Annotated in this window: 21 protein-coding genes and 1 tRNA gene; 5 read left to right on the top strand and 17 right to left on the bottom strand. The window is 71.2% G+C overall.

Annotated elements, in window-relative coordinates; all coding sequences use genetic code 11:
* From secD to pgsA, 12 genes are all read right to left on the bottom strand, one after another.
* Window positions 1–1,755, bottom strand: coding sequence for a protein translocase subunit SecD (gene secD / locus IEZ01_RS21265; RefSeq protein ID WP_028797316.1), 1,755 nt, complete (start codon window positions 1,753–1,755; stop codon window positions 1–3).
* Window positions 1,756–1,896: 141 nt separating this feature from the next.
* Window positions 1,897–2,340, bottom strand: a complete 444-nt coding sequence (yajC, locus tag IEZ01_RS21270) for a preprotein translocase subunit YajC (RefSeq protein ID WP_019884856.1) — start codon at window positions 2,338–2,340, stop codon at window positions 1,897–1,899.
* Between the two features lie 165 nt (window positions 2,341–2,505).
* On the bottom strand, window positions 2,506–3,579 hold the full coding sequence (gene ruvB, locus IEZ01_RS21275; RefSeq protein WP_019884857.1) for a Holliday junction branch migration DNA helicase RuvB: 1,074 nt from the start codon (window positions 3,577–3,579) through the stop codon (window positions 2,506–2,508).
* Between the two features lie 171 nt (window positions 3,580–3,750).
* Window positions 3,751–4,380, bottom strand: a complete 630-nt coding sequence (gene ruvA, locus IEZ01_RS21280) for a Holliday junction branch migration protein RuvA (RefSeq protein WP_019884858.1) — start codon at window positions 4,378–4,380, stop codon at window positions 3,751–3,753.
* Window positions 4,377–4,925: a crossover junction endodeoxyribonuclease RuvC gene (ruvC, locus tag IEZ01_RS21285; RefSeq protein WP_189203216.1), complete on the bottom strand. Its 549-nt coding sequence runs from the start codon at window positions 4,923–4,925 to the stop codon at window positions 4,377–4,379. Before ruvC ends, ruvA begins: the two co-directional genes overlap by 4 nt.
* Before the next feature lie 129 nt (window positions 4,926–5,054).
* Window positions 5,055–5,807, bottom strand: coding sequence for a YebC/PmpR family DNA-binding transcriptional regulator (locus tag IEZ01_RS21290; RefSeq protein ID WP_028797318.1), 753 nt, complete (start codon window positions 5,805–5,807; stop codon window positions 5,055–5,057).
* A 61-nt stretch (window positions 5,808–5,868) separates the two neighbouring features.
* Window positions 5,869–6,459, bottom strand: a complete 591-nt coding sequence (pdxT, locus tag IEZ01_RS21295) for a pyridoxal 5'-phosphate synthase glutaminase subunit PdxT (RefSeq protein WP_019884861.1) — start codon at window positions 6,457–6,459, stop codon at window positions 5,869–5,871.
* A gap of 5 nt (window positions 6,460–6,464) precedes the next feature.
* Window positions 6,465–7,388, bottom strand: a complete 924-nt coding sequence (gene pdxS / locus IEZ01_RS21300) for a pyridoxal 5'-phosphate synthase lyase subunit PdxS (protein ID WP_019884864.1) — start codon at window positions 7,386–7,388, stop codon at window positions 6,465–6,467.
* Window positions 7,389–7,552: 164 nt separating this feature from the next.
* A complete protein-coding gene (locus IEZ01_RS21305; RefSeq protein ID WP_019884865.1) occupies window positions 7,553–8,092 on the bottom strand; it encodes a membrane protein in 540 nt (179 codons plus the stop codon).
* A 273-nt stretch (window positions 8,093–8,365) separates the two neighbouring features.
* The gene (locus IEZ01_RS21310) at window positions 8,366–9,526 is read right to left on the bottom strand and encodes a glycosyltransferase family 4 protein (protein ID WP_019884866.1); all 1,161 of its coding nucleotides are present in this window, start codon (window positions 9,524–9,526) and stop codon (window positions 8,366–8,368) included.
* Window positions 9,523–10,449 carry a phosphatidylinositol mannoside acyltransferase gene (locus IEZ01_RS21315; RefSeq protein ID WP_019884867.1) on the bottom strand — a complete coding sequence of 309 codons (927 nt, stop codon included), beginning with the start codon at window positions 10,447–10,449 and terminating at the stop codon, window positions 9,523–9,525. The genes IEZ01_RS21310 and IEZ01_RS21315 overlap by 4 nt, the downstream gene beginning before the upstream one ends.
* Entirely contained in the window at window positions 10,446–11,108 is a 663-nt protein-coding gene (gene pgsA, locus IEZ01_RS21320; RefSeq protein WP_189203217.1) for a phosphatidylinositol phosphate synthase, read from the bottom strand. The genes IEZ01_RS21315 and pgsA overlap by 4 nt, the downstream gene beginning before the upstream one ends.
* A gap of 331 nt (window positions 11,109–11,439) precedes the next feature.
* Between pgsA and IEZ01_RS21325 the strand changes: the two genes are divergently transcribed.
* The gene (locus IEZ01_RS21325; protein WP_189203219.1) at window positions 11,440–13,647 is read left to right on the top strand and encodes an elongation factor G-like protein EF-G2; all 2,208 of its coding nucleotides are present in this window, start codon (window positions 11,440–11,442) and stop codon (window positions 13,645–13,647) included.
* 186 nt (window positions 13,648–13,833) lie between these two features.
* On the top strand, window positions 13,834–15,492 hold the full coding sequence (locus IEZ01_RS21330) for an AbeC-like domain-containing protein (protein WP_189203221.1): 1,659 nt from the start codon (window positions 13,834–13,836) through the stop codon (window positions 15,490–15,492).
* 37 nt (window positions 15,493–15,529) lie between these two features.
* On the opposite strand, the gene IEZ01_RS21335 is transcribed toward IEZ01_RS21330, so the two are convergent.
* The gene (locus tag IEZ01_RS21335) at window positions 15,530–16,090 is read right to left on the bottom strand and encodes an HIT family protein (RefSeq protein ID WP_019884871.1); all 561 of its coding nucleotides are present in this window, start codon (window positions 16,088–16,090) and stop codon (window positions 15,530–15,532) included.
* 77 nt (window positions 16,091–16,167) lie between these two features.
* Here IEZ01_RS21335 and IEZ01_RS21340 point away from each other — a divergent pair, with 77 nt between their 5' ends.
* Window positions 16,168–16,818, top strand: a complete 651-nt coding sequence (locus IEZ01_RS21340; RefSeq protein ID WP_189203223.1) for a potassium channel family protein — start codon at window positions 16,168–16,170, stop codon at window positions 16,816–16,818.
* A 30-nt stretch (window positions 16,819–16,848) separates the two neighbouring features.
* On the opposite strand, the gene thrS is transcribed toward IEZ01_RS21340, so the two are convergent.
* The 3 genes from thrS to IEZ01_RS21355 form a co-directional block, all read right to left on the bottom strand.
* The gene (gene thrS, locus IEZ01_RS21345; RefSeq protein WP_028797320.1) at window positions 16,849–18,825 is read right to left on the bottom strand and encodes a threonine--tRNA ligase; all 1,977 of its coding nucleotides are present in this window, start codon (window positions 18,823–18,825) and stop codon (window positions 16,849–16,851) included.
* Window positions 18,826–18,963: 138 nt separating this feature from the next.
* Window positions 18,964–20,208 carry a hypothetical protein gene (locus tag IEZ01_RS21350; RefSeq protein WP_189203225.1) on the bottom strand — a complete coding sequence of 415 codons (1,245 nt, stop codon included), beginning with the start codon at window positions 20,206–20,208 and terminating at the stop codon, window positions 18,964–18,966.
* Window positions 20,208–20,777: a DUF4365 domain-containing protein gene (locus IEZ01_RS21355; protein WP_189203227.1), complete on the bottom strand. Its 570-nt coding sequence runs from the start codon at window positions 20,775–20,777 to the stop codon at window positions 20,208–20,210. The genes IEZ01_RS21350 and IEZ01_RS21355 overlap by 1 nt, the downstream gene beginning before the upstream one ends.
* Window positions 20,778–20,950: 173 nt before the next feature.
* On the opposite strand from IEZ01_RS21355, the gene IEZ01_RS21360 reads away from it, so the two are divergent.
* On the top strand, window positions 20,951–21,679 hold the full coding sequence (locus IEZ01_RS21360; protein ID WP_019884878.1) for a 3'-5' exonuclease: 729 nt from the start codon (window positions 20,951–20,953) through the stop codon (window positions 21,677–21,679).
* Window positions 21,680–21,738: 59 nt separating this feature from the next.
* On the opposite strand, the gene IEZ01_RS21365 is transcribed toward IEZ01_RS21360, so the two are convergent.
* Window positions 21,739–21,810: transfer RNA gene (locus IEZ01_RS21365), tRNA-Val, on the bottom strand.
* A gap of 130 nt (window positions 21,811–21,940) precedes the next feature.
* On the opposite strand from IEZ01_RS21365, the gene IEZ01_RS21370 reads away from it, so the two are divergent.
* Window positions 21,941–24,340: an SCO7613 C-terminal domain-containing membrane protein gene (locus tag IEZ01_RS21370; RefSeq protein WP_189203229.1), complete on the top strand. Its 2,400-nt coding sequence runs from the start codon at window positions 21,941–21,943 to the stop codon at window positions 24,338–24,340.
* Window positions 24,341–24,356 lie beyond the last annotated feature (16 nt).

Consider the following 24,356-nt stretch of genomic DNA (forward strand, 5'->3'; position numbering starts at 1 on the left):
TCACGCCTCCTTCGGGTCGGTGGGGGCGGAGACACGGCGGGAGCGGCGAAGCGGCGGCTGGGCGCCGAGCCGCTTCGGGTCCAGACCGGACCAGGCGTGACCGTTGCCGAAGAACTTCGTCCGGGCGAGCAGCGTCATGATCGGCTTGGTGAAGAGGAACACCACGACGACGTCGAGGAGGGTCGTCAGGCCGAGCGTGAACGCGAAGCCCTGCACCTTGCCGACGGTGACCACGAAGAGCACGGCCGCGGCGAGGAAGGAGACGAAGTCGGAGACGAGGATCGTGCGGCGGGCGCGCGGCCAGGCGCGCTCGACGGCGGGGCGCAGCGTGCGGCCCTCGCGGACCTCGTCCCGGATGCGCTCGAAGTACACGATGAACGAGTCGGCGGTGATACCGATGGCGACGATGGCGCCGCAGACCGCCGGGAGGTTCAGCGCGAAGCCGATGGCCGGACCGAGCAGCGCCATCAGCGTGTACGTCAGCACCGCCGAGGCGAGGAGGCTGAGGATGGCGATCAGCGACAGGCCGCGGTAGTAGACCACCAGGTAGATCACCACCAGGGCGAGACCGATGGCGCCGGCGATCAGACCGGCCTCCAGCTGCTCACCGCCGAGGGCGGCGGTCACGGTGGTGACGCTCTCCTCGTTGAAGGAGAGCGGCAGGGCGCCGTACGACAGGATGTTGCCCAGGTCCTGTGCGGACTCCTGGGTGAAGCTGCCGGAGATCTCGGCGTTGGCGCTGAGGGTCGTACGGACCGAGGGGGCCGAGACGACCTCGCCGTCGAGGACGATCGCGAACTGGTTCATCGGCGGCTGCTGCTGCGAGAGCCGGCCGGTGATCTTCTGGAACTTCTTGGCGCCGGCGTCCGTGAACTCCATCTGGACGATCCACTGGCCGACGCGCTCGTCGATGGCGGCCTTGGCGTCGTCGACGTCCTTGCCGTCCACCTCGGCCGGGCCGAGGATGTACTTCTCCCACTGCCCGATGCCGTTCTTGCCGCAGGCGACGATCGTGTCGGTCGGCTTGACGTCCTGACCGGCGGCGGAGCGCTGCTTGGGGTCGAGGCAGTTCAGCGCGGCGAACTTCTTCTCGAGAGCGGCGGTGGCGGCGTCGGGGGCCGGCGGCGTGGAGGCCTTGGGGGTCTCGGTGGCCTTCGGCGAGCCGGAGGCGGTGGCGCTCGGCGTGGGCGCCTTCTTCAGGCCGTCGGTGACGGGACGGCCCTGGGTGGTGGCGCTCGCCGAGGGGGTGGCGGACGACTTGCCCTTGCCGTCCGTGCCCTTCCCGTCGGAGGCGGAGGCGCTCGGCGACGGCTTGGGGCTGCCGGAGGGCTTCGCCGCCGGCTCGCTGGGCGCGTACGTCAACACAGGGCGGAAGTAGAGCTGGGCGGTGGTACCGACCTGCTCACGGGCCTGCTTGGAGTTCGTCCCCTTGGGGATGTTGACGATGATGTGCTCTTTGCCCTGCGTCTGGACCTCGGCCTCGGAGACACCCAGACCATTGACACGGCGTTCGATGATGCCGACCGCGGTGTTCATGTTGGTCTCGTTGACGGCGTCTTCCTTGCCCTTTTCGGCCTCCGCCTTGAGCGTGATCGTCGTACCGCCGGCCAGGTCAATGCCGAGACGCGGCGTGGTGTGACCCGACCAGAACATCCCGCCGGTGAGCGCGACCATGGCGATCAGGATCAGAGCCAGGGCACGCCCCGGCCTGCCCTGTCCCCCCGCCGGCCCTCGGCCCTTCTTCGGTGCTGCCACCTTGTCGTTTCTCCCTGTCCAACCGCGCCGCGCCGGGTGTGCGCGGGGCGGCCACGAAGTGTTGTGGGGATCTGCCCCCGCAGACGTAGACACGTTCCGGGGACCGCGGGCACCCGTGGGTGCCGCGGTCCCCGGCCCCCGCTACTTCGCGTCGGTCTCGCCGTCGGCCTTGCCGCCCTTCGGCTCCGCGTCGTCGGACTTCTTGGTGAGGTCCGGCTTGGCGGTGTCGGTGTCGGCGTCGGCACCCTCGGTCAGCGACGAGACGTCGTCCGGGACGACCGGGCTGTCGTCCTTGGCCGGGTCGTCGCCGTGGACGATGTGGTTGTACTCGTCGTCGGTCAGGACCGCGCCGATGGCGTTCTTGGCGAAGACGGCGTGCACGGCGGGGGCCAGCTCAAGGAGGACGGTGTCGTCGTTGACCTCCTTGACCGTGGCGTACATGCCGCCGATGGTGCGGACGCCGGTGCCGGGCTGCATCTGGTCGCGCATCTGGGCGGCCTGCTGCTGCTTCTTCTTTGCGGACCGGGTCATCAGGAACATGGCCCCGATGAGCACGATGAACGGGAGGAAAGTCAGGAGATTCACGGGACGGAAATTCCTTCGCACGACCGCGCTGGATTGCGGCCTGGTCTTCGGGGGTGGGCACGCCGACCTGGAAGGGCGGCATCGGCGGAGTCTAAGCGAGTCCGCATCGATGGAACAACGCCCAGCATCGCACCGTGGTTCCTGGCCCAGCGAGTCTCCGCGCCGTCAAGGGCCGAACAGCCCCTGTTGTCCGCTTCCGGGCGCGGCCGGGCCCGGCGGCACGAGTCCCAGGTGGGCCCAGGCCGCGGGGGTGGCGACCCGGCCACGGGGCGTACGCGCGAGCAGTCCTTCCCGTACGAGGAAGGGCTCGGCGACCTCCTCGACGGTCTCGCGCTCCTCCCCCACCGCCACCGCGAGGGTCGACAGGCCGACCGGGCCGCCGCCGAAGAGCTTGAGGAGGGCCTCCAGGACGGCCCGGTCCAGGCGGTCGAGGCCGCGGCTGTCGACCTCGTACACCCCGAGGGCGGCGGCCGCGATCTCTCGGGTGATCACGCCGTCTGCCCTGACCTGGGCGTAGTCCCGCACGCGGCGCAGCAGGCGGTTGGCGATACGAGGCGTGCCCCGGGAGCGGCCGGCGATCTCGGCGGCTCCGGCGGTGTCGATCTCGACGTCGAGCAGCCCGGCCGAGCGGTGGATGACGCGCTGGAGCTCGGCGGGCTCGTAGAACTCCATGTGCGCGGTGAAGCCGAAACGGTCGCGCAGCGGGGGCGGCAGCAGTCCGGCCCGGGTGGTGGCGCCGACCAGGGTGAAGGGGGGCAGCTCCAGCGGGATGGCGGTGGCGCCGGGGCCCTTGCCGACGATGACGTCGACCCGGAAGTCCTCCATCGCCATGTAGAGCATCTCCTCGGCGGGCCGGGACATGCGGTGGATCTCGTCGAGGAAGAGGACCTCTCCCTCCTGGAGGGAGGAGAGGATCGCCGCGAGGTCTCCGGCGTGCTGGATGGCGGGGCCGGAGGTGATCCGGATCGGGGCGCCCATCTCGGCCGCGATGATCATGGAGAGGGTGGTCTTGCCGAGGCCGGGGGCGCCGGAGAGCAGGACGTGGTCGGCGGTGGCGCCGCGCTGGCGGGCCGCCTTGAGGACGAGGTCGAGCTGCTGGCGGACCTTCTCCTGGCCCACGAACTCGCTCAGATCCTTGGGGCGCAGGGCGGCCTCGACCGCGGTGTCCTCACCGTCGGCGGCGGGCGCGACCAGCCGCTCGGCGGCGGTGCCGGTGTCCGTCTCGTCGTCCCAGTTCACGTGGTCTGCCTATCTCGGTGGTCGGTGCGGGCGTGGTGGTGGCGTGAGGGGCGGCCGCTGCCCGGGCATTTCGCCGGCTGGAAACCGGCCCGTCCGGCGTTTGAGGACCGGGGTCCGGCGCGGAGCCCCAGTGCGGGAAGGGGCGGGGGAATGCCCCGCGCGGCGGGCCCGTCAGCGCGTGCGGTTCAGGGTCTGGAGAGCCGCTCTCAGGAGCTGGGGGACCGGGGCGGAGCCGCCCGCGGCGATCGCCTCCTCCGCCTGCGGCGTCACCGCGGTCACCGCGTCGTCCGCCTCCCGGGCCGCGTAGCCGAGGCCGATCAGGGCGGCGTGGAGCTGCTCGGTCCACGGCGCCGGACCCGCCGCGACGCGCTGCGCGCCGACGACCGCGCCGGTGCCGAGCGGCTGCCCCAGCTTGTCCTTCAGTTCGAGGAGGAGTTTCTGCGCGCCCTTCTTGCCGATGCCGGGCACGGCCGTCAGCGCCTTCTCGTCCCCGGTGGAGACGGCCAGGCGCAGCGCGTCGGGGCTGTGCACACCCAGCATCGCCTGGGCGAGCCGCGGGCCCACGCCACTGGCGGTCTGGAGCAGCTCGAAGACCTGGCGCTCGTCGTCGTCCGCGAAGCCGTAGAGGGTGAGCGAGTCCTCCCGTACCACCAACGAGGTGGCCAGCCGGGCCTCCTGACCGATCCTCAGGGCGGCGATGGTGTTGGGCGTGCACTGCACGGCCATGCCGACACCGCCGACCTCGACCACCACGGTCGTCGGGGCGAGGGCGGCGACGGGTCCGCGGACGAACGCGATCATGAGGTGCGGCCTTTCGCTGCGCGCTGGGCGTTCCGGGCGTGCTGGGCGACCGCCTGGTGGAGGCGGTTCTGGGCGGGGGCGCGCCAGATGTGACAGATGGCGAGGGCGAGCGCGTCCGCCGCGTCGGCGGGCTTGGGCGGGGCGTCGAGCCGCAGCAGCCGGGTCACCATCGCGCCGACCTGCGCCTTGTCGGCGCGGCCGCTGCCGGTGACGGCGGCCTTGACCTCGCTGGGGGTGTGCAGGGCGACGGGGATCCCGCGGCGGGCGGCGCAGAGCATGGCGACCGCGCTGGCCTGGGCGGTGCCCATCACCGTACGGACGTTGTGCTGGCTGAACACCCGCTCCACGGCGACCAGTTCGGGGCTGTGGGCGTCGAGCCACTCCTCTATGCCGGCCTCGATCGCGACCAGACGGTGGCTGATGTCGGCGTCGGCGGGGGTACGGACGACGCCGACGCCCCGCATCGTGAGCGGGCGGCCGGCGACCCCTTCGACGACACCGACCCCGCACCGGGTCAGCCCTGGGTCCACCCCGAGAACACGCACCGCACCCCTCCTTCGACCTCTTGTTCGTGCAGGCTATCGGCAGGCACTGACAACGCGACGGGCCGACGGGGGGTGTGTCCCCGTCGGCCCGTCGCACAGGCGTGTGTCAGGCGCTGATCAGAATGCCGATCAGGCGTCGACCTTCTCCATGACCTCGTCCGAGACGTCGAAGTTGGCGAAGACGTTCTGCACGTCGTCACTGTCCTCCAGGGCGTCGATCAGCTTGAACATCTTGCGCGCGCCCTCCTCGTCCAGCTCGACCTGCATGGTCGGGACGAAGCTGGACTCGGCGGAGTCGTAGTCGATACCGGCCTCCTGGAGGGCGGTGCGGACCGCGACCAGGTCGGTGGCCTCGCTGATGACCTCGAAGTTCTCACCGAGGTCGTTGACCTCCTCGGCACCGGCTTCGAGCACGGTCTCCAGGACGTCGTCCTCGGACAGCTCACCCTTGGGGAGCACGACGACGCCCTTGCGGTTGAAGAGGTACGAGACCGAGCCCGGGTCGGCCATCGAGCCGCCGTTACGGGTCATGGCGACGCGCACGTCGGAGGCGGCGCGGTTGCGGTTGTCGGTGAGGCACTCGATGAGCACGGCGACACCGTTCGGGCCGTAACCCTCGTACATGATCGTGGCGTAGTCGACGCCACCGGCCTCCAGGCCGCCGCCGCGCTTGACCGCGGAGTCGATGTTCTTGTTCGGCACGGAGCTCTTCTTCGCCTTCTGGATGGCGTCGAAGAGGGTGGGGTTACCGTCCGGGTCGGCACCGCCGGTCCGGGCCGCGACCTCGATGTTCTTGATCAGCTTCGCGAAGAGCTTGCCGCGCTTGGCATCGATCACGGCCTTCTTGTGCTTCGTCGTAGCCCATTTAGAGTGGCCGGACATCTGCCTGTCTCCTTCGCGTAACCCATTTCTGAACGAACCCCAGAGATCCTACCGGGACCTCTCAGGCCGCCGCGCGCACCATCTCGACGAACAGGGCGTGCATCCGGTGGTCGCCCGTCAGCTCCGGGTGGAAGGACGTGGCCAGGGCGTTTGCCTGGCGTACGGCCACGATGTGGCCCTCGTGCTCGGCGAGGATCTCCACCTGCGCGCCGGTCGATTCGACCCACGGGGCACGGATGAAGACGCCCTCGACGGGGCCGCCCTCGACGCCCTCGACGGCGACGGACGCCTCGAAGGACTCGTTCTGCCGGCCGAAGGCGTTACGGCGGACGATCATGTCGATGCCGCCGAACGTCTCCTGACCCGAACGCGGGTCCAGGATCTTGTCGGCGAGCATGATCAGACCGGCGCAGGTGCCGTAGACGGGCATGCCGGCCGCGATGCGCTCACGCAGCGGCTCCATCATGCCGAACAGCGTGGCCAGCTTGGAGATGGTGGTGGACTCGCCGCCCGGGATGACCAGGCCGTCGACCTCGGCGAGCTCCTCGGGGCGCCGCACCTCCCTGGCCGTGGCGTCCGCCGCGGCCAGGGAGATCAGGTGCTCCCGTACATCGCCCTGGAGGGACAGGACGCCGATGACGGGGTTGCTCATGGTGCTTACCAGCCCCGGTTGGCGTAGCGCTCGGCCTCGGGGAGGGTGTCGCAGTTGATGCCGACCATGGCCTCGCCCAGGTTGCGCGACGCGTCCGCGATGATCTTCGGGTCGTCGAAGAAGGTCGTGGCCTTCACGATGGCGGCGGCGCGCTTGGCCGGGTCGCCCGACTTGAAGATGCCGGAGCCGACGAAGACACCCTCGGCACCGAGCTGACGCATCAGCGCGGCGTCGGCCGGGGTCGCCACACCACCGGCGGAGAAGAGCACCACCGGCAGCTTGCCGAGCTCGGCGACCTCCTTGACGAGCTCGTACGGGGCGCGCAGCTCCTTGGCGGCCGCGTACAGCTCGTTGTTGTCGAAGCCGCGCAGCTTGGCGATCTCGTTCTTGATCTGGCGCAGGTGACGGACGGCCTCGACGACGTTGCCGGTGCCGGCCTCACCCTTCGAGCGGATCATGGCCGCGCCCTCGGCGATCCGGCGCAGCGCCTCGCCCAGGTTGGTGGCGCCACAGACGAAGGGGGTGGTGAAGGCCCACTTGTCGGAGTGGTTGACCTCGTCGGCCGGGGTGAGGACCTCGGACTCGTCGATGTAGTCGACACCCAGGGACTGCAGGACCTGCGCCTCGACGAAGTGGCCGATACGGGACTTGGCCATGACCGGGATCGAGACCGCGCCGATGATCTCCTCGATCATGTTCGGGTCGGACATACGGGCAACGCCGCCGTCCTTGCGGATGTCCGCGGGGACCCGCTCCAGGGCCATGACGGCCACGGCGCCGGCGTCCTCGGCGATCTTCGCCTGCTCGGCGTTGACCACGTCCATGATCACGCCGCCCTTGAGCTGCTCGGCCATGCCGCGCTTCACGCGGGACGTACCGATCGCCGAGGACTCAGCGGACTGCGGGGTGGTGGGAAGCGTGCTGGACACGGAAGTGACCTCATTCGGAGAACGGGGGGTTACGACACAGGAAGGAAACAGGCCACCTCAGGGCCACAGCAAGGGCCAATGGAGAGCCGGTGGCTCGTTTTCCGAGGTCAGGACGGTACGTCGGCTTCGATTGAGGGGGCTCTCAGGGGGTACGGCGGGCCTGCTCAGGGGCGGTCCGCCAACGCGACGGGCGGCTCGTCGTCCATCTCGAAAGCCAGCGGGAACGGGGCATGACCCGCCAGCCGGAACCAGCGCACCTTACGGTGCCGGCGCAGCGCACGGGCCGCGCGAACGGCGTCGTTGTGGAACCGGCGGGCCATCGGAACCCGACGCACCGCCGCCGCAAGCTCCCCCGCCGCATCCTCCCCACCCGGCGCCTGCCGCACCACATCGACCTGCTCCGGCTCCCCGAACACCGCCCGCAACGCCTGACTCAACTCGCTCTCCGCGACCTCCCGCTGCTCCCCCTCCGCCTGCCGGGCCGCATGCGCGGCCTGATACAGCACGATCGACGCGGCAGGATCCAGAACGCCCGACGTCGCCAACTCCTGAGCCACCGAAGCACGCCGCAGAAGCTGCGCGTCCAAAGCCGCGCGGGCCGCATCGATCCGCGTATGCAGCCGATCGAGCCGCCCCGCGGTCCAGCTCAAATACAGGCCGATCGCGACAAGCCCAACGACAATCCAGATCAGTGTTGCGGTCACGGGCGCCCAGGCTACCGGGTGTTTTTTGGAGGCTCGGTTCGCCTCCGGGCGCCAACGCCCACCACGACCGCCTGCCTGAACAGCCACCACGACCGTTTCGGGCCCACCACGACCGCCTCACGGTCACCCCGACCGCCTGGCGAGTGAACCGAAGGGCGCGCGGGCGCCGACAGGGAGAACGCGCGCAGGCCCCCGAGGAACGAGGGGGGCCGAGCACGATCGACCGTCGGCGCCCGCTAAAAGCGCCCGGAGGTGAACCGAGCCCTAAAAAAGTCAATCCCTGGCCAGGCCGAACCTGGCCATCAGGCCCGTGCGTTCGTCCGTCGCCACCGACGCCGCGCCGTCCGTCACCGTCTCGTACACCGCCAGGATGTCCGCACCCACCGTCGACCAGTCGAAGCGGCGCACATGCGCGCTGCCCCGGGCCCGGAGCTCCTCGCGGCGCGGCGCGTCGGCCAGCAGCCGCAGGGCGGTCTTGGCCAGCGCGTCCGCGTCCTCGTTGGCGAAGAGCTCACCCGCGCCGCCCTGGTCCAGGACCTGGGCGAAGGCGTCGAGGTCGCTGGCGAGGACCGGGGCCCCGGCCGAAAGGGCCTCCACGAGGATGATGCCGAAGCTCTCGCCGCCGGTGTTGGGCGCCACATACACATCGACGCTGCTCAGCAGCCGCGCCTTGTCCTCGTCGCTGACCATGCCGAGGAACTCGACCTGCCGGCGCATCTCCGGCGGCAGACACGCCACCGCCTCCTCCTCGTCGCCGCGCCCGGCGACCAGGAGCCGCGTGTCGGGCCGCTCGGCGAGAATCTTGGGCAGCGCCTTCATCAGGACCGGCAGGCCCTTGCGCGGCTCGTCGATACGCCCGACGAAGCCCAGCGTGCCGCCCTGCCACTCCGCCTTCGGTTCGGCCTTGGCGAAGAAATCGACGTCCACGCCGTTGGGGATGACCACCGCGTCGCCGCCGAGGTGCTCCACCAGGGTCCGCCGCGCGTACTCGCTCACCGCGATCCGCGCGCTGATCTTCTCGAGCGCGGGCTGCAGGATCGGATAGGCCGCGATCATCGCCCGCGAGCGCGGGTTGGACGTGTGGAAGGTCGCCACGATCGGGCCCTGCGCCGCCCAGCAGGTCAGCAGCCCGAGGGAGGGCGAGGTCGGCTCGTGGATGTGGATGACGTCGAACGTGCCGTCGTGCAGCCAGCGCCGCACCCGCGCCGCCGACAGGAAGCCGAAGTTGAGCCGGGCCACCGAGCCGTTGTACGGGACGGGCACGGCCCGGCCCGCCGAGACGACGTACGGCGGCAGCGGGGTCTCGTCGTCGGCGGGGGCCAGGACGGAGACGGTGTGGCCGAGCCGGATCAGATGCTCGGCGAGGTCCCGGATGTGGAACTGGACGCCGCCGGGCACGTCCCAGGAGTACGGGCAGACGATGCCGATCTTCATGGGCGCGGCTCCCCGGGCGGGGCGGGGCGCTCCTCGAGGTCGGCGAGCCACAGCCGCTGGAGCATGTGCCAGTCCTCCGGGTGTTCGGCGATGCCGGTGGCGAAGGCGTCGGCCAGCGCCTGTGTCATGGAGGACGTCTTCTCCGCCCTGGCACCTGTCTCGGGTACCTCGATCGGCGGATGGACCCGCCCCTTCATCACCGGCGTCTCGTCGTACCAGAGAGTCACCGGCAGCAGCAGCGCGCCGGTCTGCTGGGCGAGTATCGCGGGACCGGCGGGCATGCGCGCGGTCTCGCCGAAGAACTTCACCTCGACACCGGACGCCGACAGGTCCCGGTCGGCCACCAGGCAGACCAGCCCCCCGGCCCGCAGCCGCCGCGCCAGGGTCCCGAAGGCCGAGCCGCCGGCATGCGGCAGCACCTCCATCCCCAGCGACTCGCGGTAGGCGACGAAGCGGTCGTACAGCGTCTCCGGCTTCAGCCGCTCGGCGACGGTGGCGAACGGCACGCCCAGGGAGCGGGTCACCCACACCCCGGCGAGGTCCCAGTTGGCCAGGTGCGGCAGCGCGAGTATGACGCCCTTGCCCGCGGCCAGGCCGTCCGTGAGGTGGTGGACGTCCTTCACGTCGAAGCCGCCCGAGACCCGCTCCTTGCTCCAGGTCGGCAGGCGGAAGGACTCCATCCAGTAGCGCATGTACGAGCGCATGCCGGCCTTGGAGAGCTCGGCCAGGCGCTCAGGGGTGGCGTCGGGCACCACGCGCGCGAGGTTGGACTCCAGCCGCAGCACGCTCTTGCCCCGGCGGCTCCAGGCCATGTCGGCGATGCGGCGGCCCAGCCCTGCCGCGACCGGCTCCGGGAGCTTCTTGACGGTGGCCCAGCCCAGTCCGTACAGGCTGTCGGTGAGCCTGTCCTTGACGCTGCTCACGAGGTCGCCTCCCGTCCGTGCGCGGCGGCCGCGTCGGCCTCGGCCGACTCGCGCCGTACCGTCACCACCCGCTGCCCCAGGGTCACCGCCGAGCCCACCGCCACGATCCACAGGGCGATCGGGAGCAGGACGTCGACGCCCGGCACGCCGAACGCGTGCAGACCGGCCAGACCGGCCGCGACCAGCGAGATCACCAGCCGTTCGGCCCGCTCCACCAGACCGTTGACGGCCACCGGCAGGCCGATGGCCTCACCGCGCGCCTTGGTGTATGAGACCACCTGCCCACTGGCCAGGCAGAAAATCGACACGGCGCACAGGACGTTGTCATTTCCGCCGCCCGCGTACCAGAGCGCGAAGCCGCCGAAGATCGCCCCGTCGGCGACCCGGTCGAGGGTCGAGTCGAGGAAGGCGCCCCAGCGGCTGGAGATGCCCGCCTGGCGGGCCATGTTGCCGTCGATCAGGTCCGAGAAGACGAACAGCGTGATGACGATCGTGCCCCAGAAGAACTCTCCCCGGGGGAAGAAGACCAGCGCACCCGCCATCACCCCGGCCGTGCCGATGAGCGTGACCGCGTCGGGGCTCACTCCCCGGCGGAGCAGAAACGCGGCGAACGGCGTGAGGACACGCGTGAAAAAGGCACGCGCGTACTTGTTCAGCATGGCCTTCCCGAGGGGTCGGTGGGCCGTGCGGCCCCTACGGCCACCGGCTGGCCCATCGTAGCCAGGACGGTCCCGGGCCACGCCGCGCACCCGGCCCGTCGCGTCGCGCCCCCCGCGAGCCCCCCGCTGGGGCCGTTCCGGCCCTCCGTCACAGCCCGTCGTCCTCCGGCCGCCGTGTCCGGCGAACGCCGTCGGCACCGTACGACGTATGGACGCAGCGTGACGGCAGTGCAAAGCTCGAAAGACCACCGCGGGCATCGCCGGAGCCTCCCGTCGCGGCTCCCCGCCCGCGCCCCCACCTCACCGTGCAAGCGATCGGGAGGCATGAATCATGGGCGACAAGGCGAACACCCACCCCGGGGCCGCCGGCAGGGCTACAGCGGCCGACCAGCCCTCGGAGGTACGCAACGTGGTGCTGGTCGGCCACAGCGGATCGGGCAAGACCACCCTCGTCGAGGCACTGGCCCTGACCGCCGGCGCGGTCAACCGGGCCGGGCGGGTCGAGGACGGCGGCACGGTCTCCGACTACGACGAGATCGAACACCGCCAGCAACGCTCTGTACAACTCTCCCTCGTCCCGGTGGAATGGGGCGGATACAAGATCAACCTCCTCGACACCCCCGGGTACGCCGACTTCGTCGGGGAGCTGAGGGCCGGTCTGCGGGCAGCGGACGCGGCCCTCTTCGTCGTCTCGGCCGCACAGGAGGCCGACGCCGTCGCGGGCGCCACCCGGATGGTGTGGGAGGAGTGCGCGGCGGTCGGCATGCCCCGCGCCATCGTCGTCACCCACCTTGACACCGCGCGCACCAGCTTCGACGAGCTCACGAAGGTGTGCGGGCAGATCTTCGGCGGCGACGACCCCGATGCCGTACTCCCGCTCTACCTGCCGGTCCACGGCGCCGAAGCGCCCGACGGGCACGCGCCCGCCACCGGCCTGGTCGGGCTGCTCACCCGCAAGATCTTCGACTACTCCTCCGGCTCGCGCAGCGAGAATCCGCCCGACGCCGGGCAGGAGGAACTCATCCAGGAGGCCCGCAACCGGCTCATCGAGGGGATCATCGCCGAGTGCGAGGACGAGTCCCTCATGGACCGCTACCTCGGCGGCGAGGAGATCGACCTCAAGACGCTCGTCGACGACCTGGAGAAGGCCGTCGCCCGGGGCGTCTTCCACCCCGTGCTCGCCGCCGCACCCGCCGGCGACGGCGGCAAGGAGGGCCTCGGCACGGTCGAGCTGCTCGAACTGATCACCGGCGGCTTCCCCACCCCCCTGGAGCGCGAGGCACCCGCCGTCACCACCCCCGACGGCAAACCCCGCCCCCAGATCGTGTGCGACCCGGACGGCCCCCTGGTCGCCGAGGTCGTCAAGACCGCCTCCGACCCCTACGTCGGCCGGCTCTCGCTGGTACGGGTCTTCTCCGGCACCCTGCGCCCCGACGAGACCATCCACGTCTCCGGCCACGGCCTGGAGGACCGCGGCCACGAGGACCACGACGTCGAAGAACGCATCGGCGGCCTGTCCGTCCCCTTCGGCAAACACCAGCGCGGCCTCAACAAGTGCATCGCCGGGGACCTCGCCTGCGTGTCCAAACTGGCCCGCGCCGAGACCGGGGACACCCTGTCCGGCAAGGACGACCCGCTCCTGATGGAGCCCTGGTCCATGCCCGACCCCCTGCTGCCGCTCGCCATCCAGGCGCACAGCAAGGCCGACGAGGACAAGCTCTCCCAGGGACTCGCCCGGCTGGTCGCCGAGGACCCCACCCTGCGGCTCGAACAGAACCAGGACACCCACCAGGTCGTCCTCTGGTGCCTGGGCGAGGCCCAGATGGACGTGGCCCTCGAACGGCTGCGCACCCGCTACGGCGTCCAGGTCGACGTCGTCCCGCACAAGGTCTCCCTACGGGAGACGTTCGCCACCCCGGCCGCAGGCCGCGGGCGGCACGTGAAACAGTCCGGCGGACACGGCCAGTTCGCGATCTGCGAGATCCAGGTGGAACCGCTGCCCGCCGGCTCCGGAATCGAGTTCGTCGACAAGGTCGTGGGCGGCGCGGTACCCCGCCAGTTCATCCCGTCCGTCGAAAAGGGCGTACGGGCCCAGGCGGCACGCGGCGTCGCGGCCGGATACCCGCTCGTCGACGTACGCGTGACGCTGCTGGACGGCAAGGCCCACTCGGTGGACTCCTCCGACGCCGCCTTCCAGACGGCCGGCGCGCTGGCGCTGCGCGAGGCCGCCGCAGACGCGCGGATCAACCTCCTGGAGCCGGTCGCCGAAGTCGAGGTGCTCGTACCGGACGGCTTCGTCGGCGCCGTGATGAGCGACCTGTCCGGCCGGCGCGGCCGAGTCGTCGGCACCGAACAGGCAGGCCCGGGGCGGACGCTCGTACGAGCCGAGGTGCCGGAGATCGAGATCGGCCGCTACGCCGTGGACCTGCGCTCCATCTCGCACGGCACCGGCCGCTTCGACCGCTCGTACGCCCGCCACGAAGCCATGCCACCCCAACTCGCCGAAAAGATCCGCGAACAGGCGGAAAAGGGAACATAGTTAACCCCGGCCGACCCAGCCGCCCACCTCAACTCCACTGAGGTGGGCGGCATTCGGCCGCCCTTGTCCGGTCACCTGACGCGCACACCGCGTGCCCGATACGCTGGGGTGCCCCAGCTCAGAAGGTGTGCGGGGCACGCGGGTTGGGAACAGGCCGCAGAGCGGAGACACGCACGGCACGCGGCGATGGGGGCGGAGTTGAGTTTCGACGGAGGTTTCGGTCCCGGGGCACAGATCCCCCTCCAGGGATCGGACGGACAGATGGCGGCCACCCATGCGCTCGCCTCCGCCGCGTACCGCGACGGCCCGGTGGACAAGATCCTGGAAGCCAACAACGAATGGCATGAATCCACGGTCAAGAAAGGCAAGTTCAGCCTCTTCGAACCCGACCTGGGCGAGGCGTTCTCCCGGGCCGTACAGGTACGACTCCTCGGCGGCGCCCGCAAGGCACTGATCCAGTCGTTCGGCACCGAACCCCAGCCGGTCGTCGAACACTGCCTGGCCGCCACCCGGATCCGCAAACAACGCGACACCCGGCTCACCCTCGTCACGTTCCTCTTCGGCATCCTCTTCCTGCCCGGCCTGCTGCTGTGGCTCGGCGTCTTCCAGCTGCGCCGCACCATCGCCGGCGCCTCCGACAAGAAAGCCGGCGCCCTGGGCACCGCCCTCCTCGCCGGCGTCGGCATCCTCGCCGTGCTCGTGATGGTCGCCCTGCCCTTCACCGGCTTCCTCTCCTTCTACCTGCGCGCGATGATCATCGCCCCGGCGCTCGGCTGGTTCCTCGCCAAGCGCATCTGCGAGACCACCGCCAAGGACCTGCGCGCCCGCTGGGACTCCCTGCTCAGCGGCGGCGGCATCGGCGCCAAAATCCCCGAAGCGGTCCCCCAGGACCCCGGCCAGAGCGCCGCCGAGGAGCTCCGCCAAGCCCTGGAGAAGCTCACCGCCGAGCAGCACTCCAACATCGTCTTCTACGCGGGCGCCAAGGGAATACTGGGCATGGGCACCCGCTGGGGCAGCTGGACACTGGCCGAGGAGCTCGTCCCCAAGGAAGGCCGGGAGATCCACGACTTCCGCGCCTGGGACGTCGTACGCCCCATCCACGACCAGCTGAAACTCCTGGAGCGCGGCTCCCTCAAGACCGGCTTCCCCAAGCCGACGGTGAAGCACTGGATCGTCTCCCCCGTCGGCGAAGGCGCCAAGGAGGTCGCCCGCCCGGAGGGCGAGAACATCGTCACCTTCCAGGTGAAGCCGCACGAAATACAGCGCATCTGCAACGACCAGCAGTTCGGCAGCGGAAACCGCCACTACCTCGGCGTGCAGTTCACCCTGTGGGACGGCCAGCTGGTCCTCACCATGATGATCACGGTGACCTCACTGCTGCACACCCTGCGCATCGAGGTCACCGGCCACGCGCTCGGCCCGGTCCACGGCCTGTTCACCACCAAACCGGCCCCCAAGACCAAGGAGGTCTCCAAGACCGTCCGGTTCTGGGAGACCAAGGAAATCCCCCTGCCCCTCGTGGAGACCAACGAGGTCGTCCGCCAGGCCGTCCGCGCACCCCTGACCTGGTTCCCGCCGGTCCTCGACTTCCTCGGCGGCAAACTCGTCCTGCCGGAGCCCTTCGGCCTGCGCCACGCCTGGGCCGCCAAACCCTGGGGCAACCGCTTCATGGCCGACGACGTGATCCGCGCGGCCACCCCCGTCATGCGCGCCGTCCACGCCGCCACCATCAAGGTCCTCGACGAGCACGGCGTGGACACCGAACGCTTCACCAACCGCTCGCTCATCCTCAGCGGCATGGTCCAGGAACCCATGCCGAGGAAGGCCGACCTTTACGACGCGTAGCCGCCCTCGACGAGACCGACCGGCCGGAACGCGGACGTCAGGCCACCGGCCAGGCGTCCGCAAGCATCTTGCGGGTGTCCGCGAGCAGCTGCGGCAGCACCTTGGTGTGGCCCACCACCGGCATGAAGTTCGTGTCGCCACCCCAGCGCGGCACGACGTGCTGGTGCAGATGAGCGGCGATACCCGCCCCGGCCACACCGCCCTGGTTCATGCCGATGTTGAACCCATGAGCCCCGGAGGCCGCCCGCAGCGCCGTCATCGCATGCTTGGTGAACGCCGCCAGCTCCACCGTCTCCGCGTCGTCCAGCTCCGTGTAGTCGGCGACATGGCGGTACGGCACCACCATCAGATGGCCGCCGTTGTACGGATACAGATTCAGCACGACGTACACCTTCTCACCGCGCGCGATCACCAGCCCGTCCTCGTCGGACTTCGCCGGAATCGAGCAGAACGGACAGCCGTCGTCGGCCCCCGGGCCGGTCGGCTTGTTCTCGCCCTGGATGTACGCCATCCGGTGAGGCGTCCACAGGCGCTGGAACGCGTCCTGCGTCCCCACTCCGATCTGCTGCTCCGGCTCAATCGTCATGCTGTGCAGCATATGGCTTCGCCCGTTCGGAGCGTGCCGCCGGGGCGTCGATCATGTGCCGCCATGCCGGGTGAGGGGATCCTGAGCCCGTGACCGAGAGCCAAGAACGCTGGGAGCGCCGCACCGACACCCCGCTCGCCGTCGCCTCGCTCCTCTTCCTCACCGGCTACGCGGTACGGGTCCTCGCCCCCGGTCTCTCCGACACCTGGCGGCTGCTCTGCACCGCAGTCATCCTCGCCTCCTGGGCCTTCTTCGCGGTCGACTACGCCGTACAGCTCCGCCTCAGCGGCCAGGGACTCCGCTTTCTGCGCAGCCACTGGCTGGACACGCTCGTACTGCTCCTTCCCCTGCTGCGGCCCCTGCGGATCGTCCGCCGGTACGAGGCCGTCCGCCGCCGCCGCGCACGGCCCCGGCTCAGCCTCTACGCGCGCGTGATCGTGTACGCGGGCCTGACGGTGGGCCTGCTCGGCTTCACGGCCGCCCTCACGGTGTACCACGTGGAGCACGGCGCCCCGGGTGCGTCGATCCGTACCTTCGGCGACGCGGTCTGGTGGACGTGCGCGACGCTGGCGACGGTGGGGTACGGCGACGTGACGCCGGTGACAGGGCTGGGGCGGCTCACCGCGGTGGGGGTGATGGCGTGCGGGCTTGGGCTGCTGGGGGCGGCGACGGGTTCGTTCTCGTCGTGGCTGATCCAGACGTTTGCGTGGGAGGACGAGAAAAGGCCCCCGGAAAGCTGAGCTTCCCGGGGACCGAGCCCTACTCAGGTGTCACACCTGGACGCGGCGCTCCACGACGTCGACCAGCTTCGCCAGCGCCTCGTCACGGGCGATCCCGTTCTCCTGCGAGCCGTCGCGGTAGCGGAAGGAGACCGTGCCGGCGGACATGTCCTCGTCACCGACGATGATCATGAACGGCACCTTCAGCTTCTGGTGGGTCCGGATCTTCTTCTGCATCCGGTCCGAGGACGCGTCGACCTCGACCCGCAGGCCCTTGCGCTTCGCCTCCGCCGCGAACTCCTGGAGGTACTCGACGTGCGCGTCGCCGATCGGGATGCCGACCGCCTGGACCGGGGCCAGCCACGGCGGCATGGCGCCCGCGTAGTGCTCCAGCAGGACGGCGAAGAACCGCTCGATCGAGCCGAAGAGCGCGCGGTGGATCATGACCGGGCGCTGGCGGGAGCCGTCGGGGCCGGTGTACTCCAGGTCGAAGCGCTCGGGGAGGTTGAAGTCGAGCTGGACGGTCGACATCTGCCAGGTACGGCCGATGGCGTCCCGCGCCTGCACCGAGATCTTCGGGCCGTAGAAGGCCGCGCCGCCCGGGTCGGGGGTGAGCGGAAGGCCCTGCTTCTCGGCGACCTGCTGGAGGACCGCGGTGGCCTCCTCCCACGCCTCGTCCGAGCCGACGAACTTGGTCTCGTCCTTGGTGGACAGCTCCAGGTAGAAGTCGGTCAGACCGTAGTCGCGCAGCAGGTTCAGGACGAAGGTGAGGGTCTTGTCCAGCTCCTCCGCCATCTGCTCGCGGGTGCAGTAGATGTGCGCGTCGTCCTGGGTGAAGCCGCGGGCGCGGGTCAGGCCGTGCACGACGCCCGACTTCTCGTACCGGTACACGGTGCCGAACTCGAACAGGCGCAGCGGCAGCTCACGGTACGAGCGGCCACGCGCGTCGAAGATCAGGTTGTGCATCGGGCAGTTCATGGGCTTGAGGTAGTAGTCGGTACCACCGTCGAGCTGCATGGGGGGGTACATGCCCTCCGCGTACCAGTCCAGGTGGCCGCTCTTCTCGAAGAGGGCGCCCTTGGTCGCGTGCGGCGAGTAGACGAACTCGTAGCCCTCCTCCTCGTGCCGCTTGCGCGAGTAGTCCTCCATGACCCGGCGGATGATGCCGCCGCGCGGGTGGAAGACCGCGAGACCGGAGCCGATCTCGTCGGGGATGGAGAAGAGGTCCAGCTCGCTGCCGAGCTTGCGGTGGTCACGCTTCTCGGCCTCGGCGAGGAAGTCGAGGTACGCCTTCAGCTCGTCCTTGGACGGCCAGGCGGTGCCGTAGATGCGCTGAAGCATCGGGTTCTTCTCGCTGCCCCGCCAGTAGGCGGCCGCGTTGCGCATCAGCTTGAAGGCCGGGATGTTCCGGGTGGTCGGCAGGTGCGGGCCGCGGCAGAGGTCCTTCCAGCACAGCTCGCCGGTCTTCGCGTCCAGGTTGTCGTAGATGGTCAGCTCGGCGCCGCCCACCTCGACGTTCGCGCCGTCGTCGGTCGACGCGGCGCCCTTGATGCCGATGAGCTCCAGCTTGTACGGCTCGTCGGCGAGCTCCTCGCGGGCGGCCTCGTCGGTGACCACACGGCGGGAGAAGCGCTGGCCGCGCTTCTGGATCTCCTGCATCTTCTTCTCGATGGCCTTGAGATCCTCGGGGGTGAACGGCTTCTCGACATCGAAGTCGTAGTAGAAGCCGTCCTTGACCGGCGGGCCGATGCCGAGCTTGGCCTCGGGGAAGAGCTCCTGCACGGCCTGGGCCATGACGTGCGCGGTGGAGTGGCGCAGGATGTTGAGACCGTCCTCGGAGGAGATCTCGACGGGTTCGACGACGTCGCCCTCGGCGAGGGCGTAGGTCAGGTCCTTCAGCTCGCCGCCGACGCGGGCGGCGACGACGGTGCGGTCGTCGGCGAACAGGGCGCCGGCCGTGGTGCCCGCGCTCACCGCCCGTTCCTCGGATCCTGAGGCGGACTGGACGGTCACACGGACATCAGACACAGGTGCTCCATACATTGGGGCGCGGCAGACACGAGGTGCCGGCGCCGGTGGTGCGCGACAGAGACGAGGTGCCGCGTCGCCGCCGATCGTACCGAGCATCCGTGCCCGACCGCGAAACAGTTGTGTCGGACGTCCAGGTCAGTCGTCGCTGCCGCACGCCTCCTCGAAGAAGTCCAGATTCTCCTGGAGCGACTTGAGCAGCCGGTCCCGCTCGGCCTCGTCGACCTGTACGGGCACCACTCCGGACGCGTCCGTCAGGCGTCGGAAGCCGCCCCTGCTCTCCAGCCGGCCCACGACCCGGATCGGCAGTCCGAGCAGATGGGCGTGGCCGGCCGTGCGGTACGACTCCTCGTCGAGGGCGACCCGGATGTGCGGGACCTCCGCCCCGCCGAGGACGCGCAGCCGTACGGTGCCCTCGCCGCCGGGGCCTGACCTGCGCATGCGGACGACGGTGCCGGTGATGCGGACGGGGATCGAAGGCTCGTCGGAGAGGTAGCGGCTGCCCGCCTCGCGCAGGGCGGGCAGGTCGCCGGGTGAGAACTCCACCGGTTCGGGCCGTGCGGCGCAGCCTTCGGGGACGCCGGCGGCGGGGGCCCATTCGAGGGCGATCCTGGCGCCTTCGGCGCCGCGTACCAGCGCGATGAGCGCCTCGGTCAGTTCGCGGCTCACGCCGGCTTCGACGGCGGCGTCGAATGCCTCCATGCCGCCGGTGGCGCGCTGGTAGTCGGCGGCTTCCCGGGCCGCGTACAGCGCGTGGTAGAGCCGGACCGCGATCGGGCGGCCGGGGTCGACGGGGACGAAAGCGGTCAGGCCGCGGCCTGAGGGGCCGGTGGCGACCAGGAAGCTTTCGAGTGAGGCCTGGGCCTGCCTCCGGTGGCGGGCGCCGTAGTAGCCGGCCCGGCCGCGTACGGCGAGGGCGCCGGCCAGGAGCAGCTGGCGGGCGGCGGACCTGAGCTGTTCCTGTACGGGCCAGGGGACCTCGCCGGAGGGGCCCTGGGGGACGTCGCGCCACCAGCGGATCTCGTCGCTGGGGACGGTGAGGGAGACGAGGACCTCGCGTGCGGAGGGGGCGGCGCTGCGGGCGAGTGCGGTGAGGGCTTCGCCGACGAGGTCCTCGCTGTCGGGGAAGGCGCGGCTCTCGGGGACGAGCAGGCTCGTGCCCGTGCCGGGGCCGGGTGGGGTCCAGCGGGTGTAGCGGCCGGCCGCTCCGCCGCGCCGTCGCCAGCCGTGCCGGGCGAGCAGGGCGCCGAGCACGAGCGGGTCCACGCGCGCGGGGTCGGGTTCCTGTGCGCCGACGTGCCAGGGGCCGGGCAGCGGGGGTCGGGGGCGGGCGTCGGCGGGCGGGAGCGGGCCGGTGGGTGGCTCGTCGATCGGGCGGTGCATCAGGGTCTCCCTCCCACCCCGACCCGGGCCATGATCTCGCACAGGGCCCGGTCGTCGAATATCCGTGACGTCGGTATGCGCACGGTGGTGCGGCGTCTGCCCGTCACGGGGTGACCGGCCAGGTTGATCCAGTAGCAGCAGTGGCGCAGGTCGAGCCGGTCGTGGCCGGCCCGTACCCATTCGTCCTGGGTTCGGGGCACGAGCATCACGACGAGGATCTTGTGCACCGAGACGGGGCTGCGGGCCAGCTTCACCAGGTGGTCGTTGTCGAGGGTGAAGGAGAACGCGGCCCCTGGGGGGTGTGGGGCGATCTGGTAGGTGCATTTGAGCTGGACCTTGATGGTGACTTCGTCGTCGACGGTGTGGCCGGGGGCGCTGTGGCTCACGTGCCAGTCGATGCCGTTGTCCGGAAAGGGTTGTGCGAGCGAGCAGCCGGCGGCGGCCGCGACCGCGTGGAGGTAGCCCACCTGGAGGGTCTCCATGCAGGCGGTGGTGGCGAGCGCTCCGCGCAGCGGTGCGGTCCGCTGCGGCAACAGCCCTCCTTGGGGTTCGGGCTGCGCGAGCGCCATGGGGCTCCCCGTACCTTCCGGGCCGTTCCGATCGATTTTTCCGAGACGGGGCGTCAACTCACGTCCCGTCATCTGTGTTGTCACCGCGTTGCGTACAGGGCAAACAGGCCGGGTATCACCGGTTCGGGCAGTGGGACGACGCCATCTGCCAGCTACGTGCGAGGAGTTCGGCGATGACGCTGTGGTACGAGGGCCCCTTGGCCTCATTCGACACGGAGACCACGGGAGTTGACGTCGAGGAGGACCGGATCGTCTCGGCCGCTCTCGTCGTCCAGGATGCGGCCGGGTCGCGGCCGCGGGTGAGTCGCTGGCTGGTGAATCCGGGGGTGCCGGTGCCGGCCGAGGCGATAGCGGTGCATGGTCTGACGGAGGATCATCTGCGGTGCAACGGGCGCTGGCCGGCGCCGGTGATGGAGGAGATAGGCCGGGCGCTGGCGGAGCAGTGTGCCGCGGGGCGGCCGATAGTGGTGATGAACGCGCCGTTCGACCTGACGATGCTGGACCGGGAGCTGCGGCGCCATCGGGCTTCGCCGCTGGCGCGGTATCTGGAGAATGTGCCGCTGTGTGTGCTGGACCCGAGGGTTCTGGACAAGCATCTGGACCGGTATCGCAAGGGGCGGCGCACGCTGACCGATCTGTGTGCGCAGTACGGGGTGGAGCTGGCGGGGGCGCATGACGCGGCCGCGGACGCGACGGCGGCCTTGGAGCTCGTGCGGGCGGTGGCGCGGCGGTTCGCCGGCCGTCTGGAGCGGTTGTCCCCGGCGGAGCTGCACACGTTGCAGGCGGTGTGGCACGCGGCGCAGGCGCGGGGGTTGCAGGCGTGGTTCGCGCGGAACGGCACGCCGGAGGCGGTCGATCCGGCCTGGCCGTTGCGGCCGGAACTCCCGGCGGCCGCGGCGTGATTCATGGCGCGGAGGGTGCAAAAAGGGCCGGTCCGCTGTGCGGACCGGCCCTTTCCCGGTGGGCGATACTGGGTTCGAACCAGTGACCTCTTCGGTGTGAACGAAGCGCTCTCCCACTGAGCTAATCGCCCGGGAACGGGTTGAACCATACAGGTCCCGGCGGGTTCCGTTCAAACTCGTTGCGGGGGCAGGTGAGTACTCAGCCGGGATCTGAGTATCCCCGCCCATGCCGAGGGGTGTGCTCTGGGCCACACTCCTGGCATGTCCACTGCCCTGCCGCCCGCCGAGGAGCTGGCGCTGGTCGACCGTGAGCTGGCTCAACTCGATGCCCGCCGGTCCCAGTTGCTGGCCCGCCGTGCCTGGCTGCTGCATGTCCTGCACCCGCCCGTTCCCGCCGCGCAACCGAAGGCCTGGGGCCCGCGCGCCGAGGCTTCACCGCCCAGCGTGCAGAACGTTCTACTCACGCTCGGCGGGGTCCTGCTGACGGTCGCGGCTGTTGCGTTCACCCTGGTCAGCTGGGGTCATCTGGGCATCGGCGGCCGGGCCGCGGTGCTGGCCGTGGTGACGGTGGCGACGCTCGGCGCGCCCGTGCCGCTGCTGCGTCGCGGTCTGGTGTCGACGGCGGAGTCGGTGGCGGCGCTGGGTCTGGTGCTGACGGTCCTGGACGCGTACGCGCTGTACCGGGTCGCGCTGCCGGGGTCCGGCGCGGTCGGGTACACGGCGGCCGCTGCGTCTGTGCTGTGCGGGGTGTGGGCGGCGTACGGGCTGGTGCTCGGGCGGCTGAGGATTCCGCTGCCGGCCTCGGTGGCCGTGGCGGGGCTTCCCCTGCCGTTGTGGGCGCTGGCGGCGGACGCGGGCGGTCTGGTGCTGGGCTGGGCGGCGCTGGTGACGGCGGCCGGGACGGCCGTGGTGGCGGAGCGGGCGACGGCCCGGATCGCGGTCCGTGTCGTGGCTCTGACGGTCGGGGGCGGGATGGGCGGCTGGGCGCTGCTCGCGGGTGTCTGGTTCTCGGTGAGTGCCGGGTCCGTGGCGGCCGCTTTCGCGCCGGGGGCGCTGCTGCTGGCCGCGGGGGCCGTGGCGGTGTACGCGACCTGGCGGACGCCGGCCGCGTCGACGGCCGGTGCCGTGGTGGCGGGCCTGGCGGCGGTGGCCGCGGTGGGCGGGGTGCTGCGTGCTGCCGTCCCCTCCGACTGGGCGGTCCTGGCCTATCTGCTGTGCGGGGTGGCGCTGCTGGCGGCTCCGCAGCGGGTGCGGCAGGGCTTCACGATCGCGTCGGGGACGGTCGCGGCCGTCTCGGTGGCGTGGGCGCTGCCGGCGGTGGCGCTGGTGCTGGCGGTCCCGCTGACGACGCTGAACGGGGTCTGGGCGGGTGCCCCTGCCTTCCCCCACACCGAGCCGGCGGCTCCGCTGGTGCTGCTGACGGCCGCGACGGCGCTGGTCTGGTTCCCGTACGTGTGGTCCCGCTGCGTTGCGCTGGCTCTCGCCTGTGCGACGGTCCTGCTGGTGGCCGGTCCGAGCCTGGCGTCGTTCCTGGTGACGACGGCGGCGGCCTTGGCGGTCGCGTCCCGGCCGGGGCTGCTGACATGGGGCGTGGGCCGGGGGCCGGCGGCGGCGCGGGAGTCCACCTCGGAGGATGCCTCGGACGGTGTTTCCGCCGAAACGGAGCCGGCCACGGTCTCGGGTCGTCCGTCGCCGGAGGGGGCGCTCGCCGTCACCGCGCTGGTGTGCGCTCTGGTGACGGCCGTCGGCGGGGCTGTGCTGGCTCTGGGGACGCGGTCGGCGACGTTCGTCGCCCTGGGGGTGCTCTGCGCGCTGTTCGCCGGGGTCGCGGTGGCCGCTGCCGAAGCCGTACGGACCGTGGCCGCCTGCTCGGCCGTCGTCGCCGCCACGGGGCTGGTCGCGGCAGGCGCCGCGGCCGCCGGACTGCCGGTGCACCAGGCGGCGCTCGCGCTGCTCGCCGTGCCCGCCGCCACGGCGGCCTTGGGTGCCCGGCTGCGGCGGCACCCCGTCGCGCTGCCGGTGGAGGTGACCGGGGCCGCGGCAGGCCTGCTCGCGGTCGGGCTCGCCGTGCCGCGTCCTGCGTATCTGGCACTGGTGCTCGCGCTGGGCGGGGTCGTGGCCGCGGCGACGGCCGTGCGGGAGGAACGCCGGCCGGTCGCCGGATGGGTCGCGGGCGGGCTCTTCCTGCTGGCGACCTGGGTGCGGCTGGGTGCCTGGGAGGTCTCGGCGCCGGAGGCGTACACCCTGCCGGTCACCGTTCCGGCACTCGCCGTCGGGGTGCTGCGGCGCCGGCGGGACGCTCAGGTCTCGTCGTGGACGGCGTACGGTCCGGGTCTCGCCGCGACGCTCCTGCCGAGTCTCGCCGCGGCCTGGGGTGACGACCACTGGCCGCGGCCGCTGCTCCTGGGGGCCGGCGCGCTGCTGGTCACTCTGGCCGGTGCCCGGCTGCGGCTCCAGGCTCCGCTGGTTCTCGGCGGGATCGTCCTCGGCCTCGACGCCCTGCACGAGCTGGCGCCGTACGTGGTCCAGGCCGTCGGCGCGCTGCCCCGCTGGCTGCCGCCGCTGCTGGCCGGGCTGCTGCTGCTCGCCGTGGGTGCCACCTACGAGCAGCGGCTGCGGGACGCGCGGCGGCTGCGCGAGCGGCTCGGCCGGCTGCACTGAGTCCGGCCCCCTCAGG

The sequence above is a fragment of the Streptomyces purpureus genome, from assembly GCF_014648195.1.
In the GTDB taxonomy this organism is placed as follows: domain Bacteria; phylum Actinomycetota; class Actinomycetes; order Streptomycetales; family Streptomycetaceae; genus Streptomyces; species Streptomyces purpureus.

Excerpts from the sequence above, each read along its gene's own strand:
- ruvA (WP_019884858.1), bottom strand. The coding sequence starts at position 4,380 with ATGATCGCGTTCGTCCGCGGACCCGTCGCCGCCCTCGCCCCGACGACC.
- IEZ01_RS21290 (WP_028797318.1), bottom strand. The coding sequence starts at position 5,807 with ATGTCCGGCCACTCTAAATGGGCTACGACGAAGCACAAGAAGGCCGTG.
- pdxT (WP_019884861.1), bottom strand. The coding sequence starts at position 6,459 with ATGAGCAACCCCGTCATCGGCGTCCTGTCCCTCCAGGGCGATGTACGG.
- IEZ01_RS21310 (WP_019884866.1), bottom strand. The coding sequence starts at position 9,526 with ATGAAGATCGGCATCGTCTGCCCGTACTCCTGGGACGTGCCCGGCGGC.
- pgsA (WP_189203217.1), bottom strand. The coding sequence starts at position 11,108 with ATGCTGAACAAGTACGCGCGTGCCTTTTTCACGCGTGTCCTCACGCCG.
- IEZ01_RS21325 (WP_189203219.1), top strand. The coding sequence starts at position 11,440 with ATGGGCGACAAGGCGAACACCCACCCCGGGGCCGCCGGCAGGGCTACA.
- IEZ01_RS21330 (WP_189203221.1), top strand. The coding sequence starts at position 13,834 with ATGGGGGCGGAGTTGAGTTTCGACGGAGGTTTCGGTCCCGGGGCACAG.
- IEZ01_RS21335 (WP_019884871.1), bottom strand. The coding sequence starts at position 16,090 with ATGCTGCACAGCATGACGATTGAGCCGGAGCAGCAGATCGGAGTGGGG.
- IEZ01_RS21350 (WP_189203225.1), bottom strand. The coding sequence starts at position 20,208 with ATGCACCGCCCGATCGACGAGCCACCCACCGGCCCGCTCCCGCCCGCC.
- IEZ01_RS21355 (WP_189203227.1), bottom strand. The coding sequence starts at position 20,777 with ATGGCGCTCGCGCAGCCCGAACCCCAAGGAGGGCTGTTGCCGCAGCGG.
- IEZ01_RS21360 (WP_019884878.1), top strand. The coding sequence starts at position 20,951 with ATGACGCTGTGGTACGAGGGCCCCTTGGCCTCATTCGACACGGAGACC.
- IEZ01_RS21370 (WP_189203229.1), top strand. The coding sequence starts at position 21,941 with ATGTCCACTGCCCTGCCGCCCGCCGAGGAGCTGGCGCTGGTCGACCGT.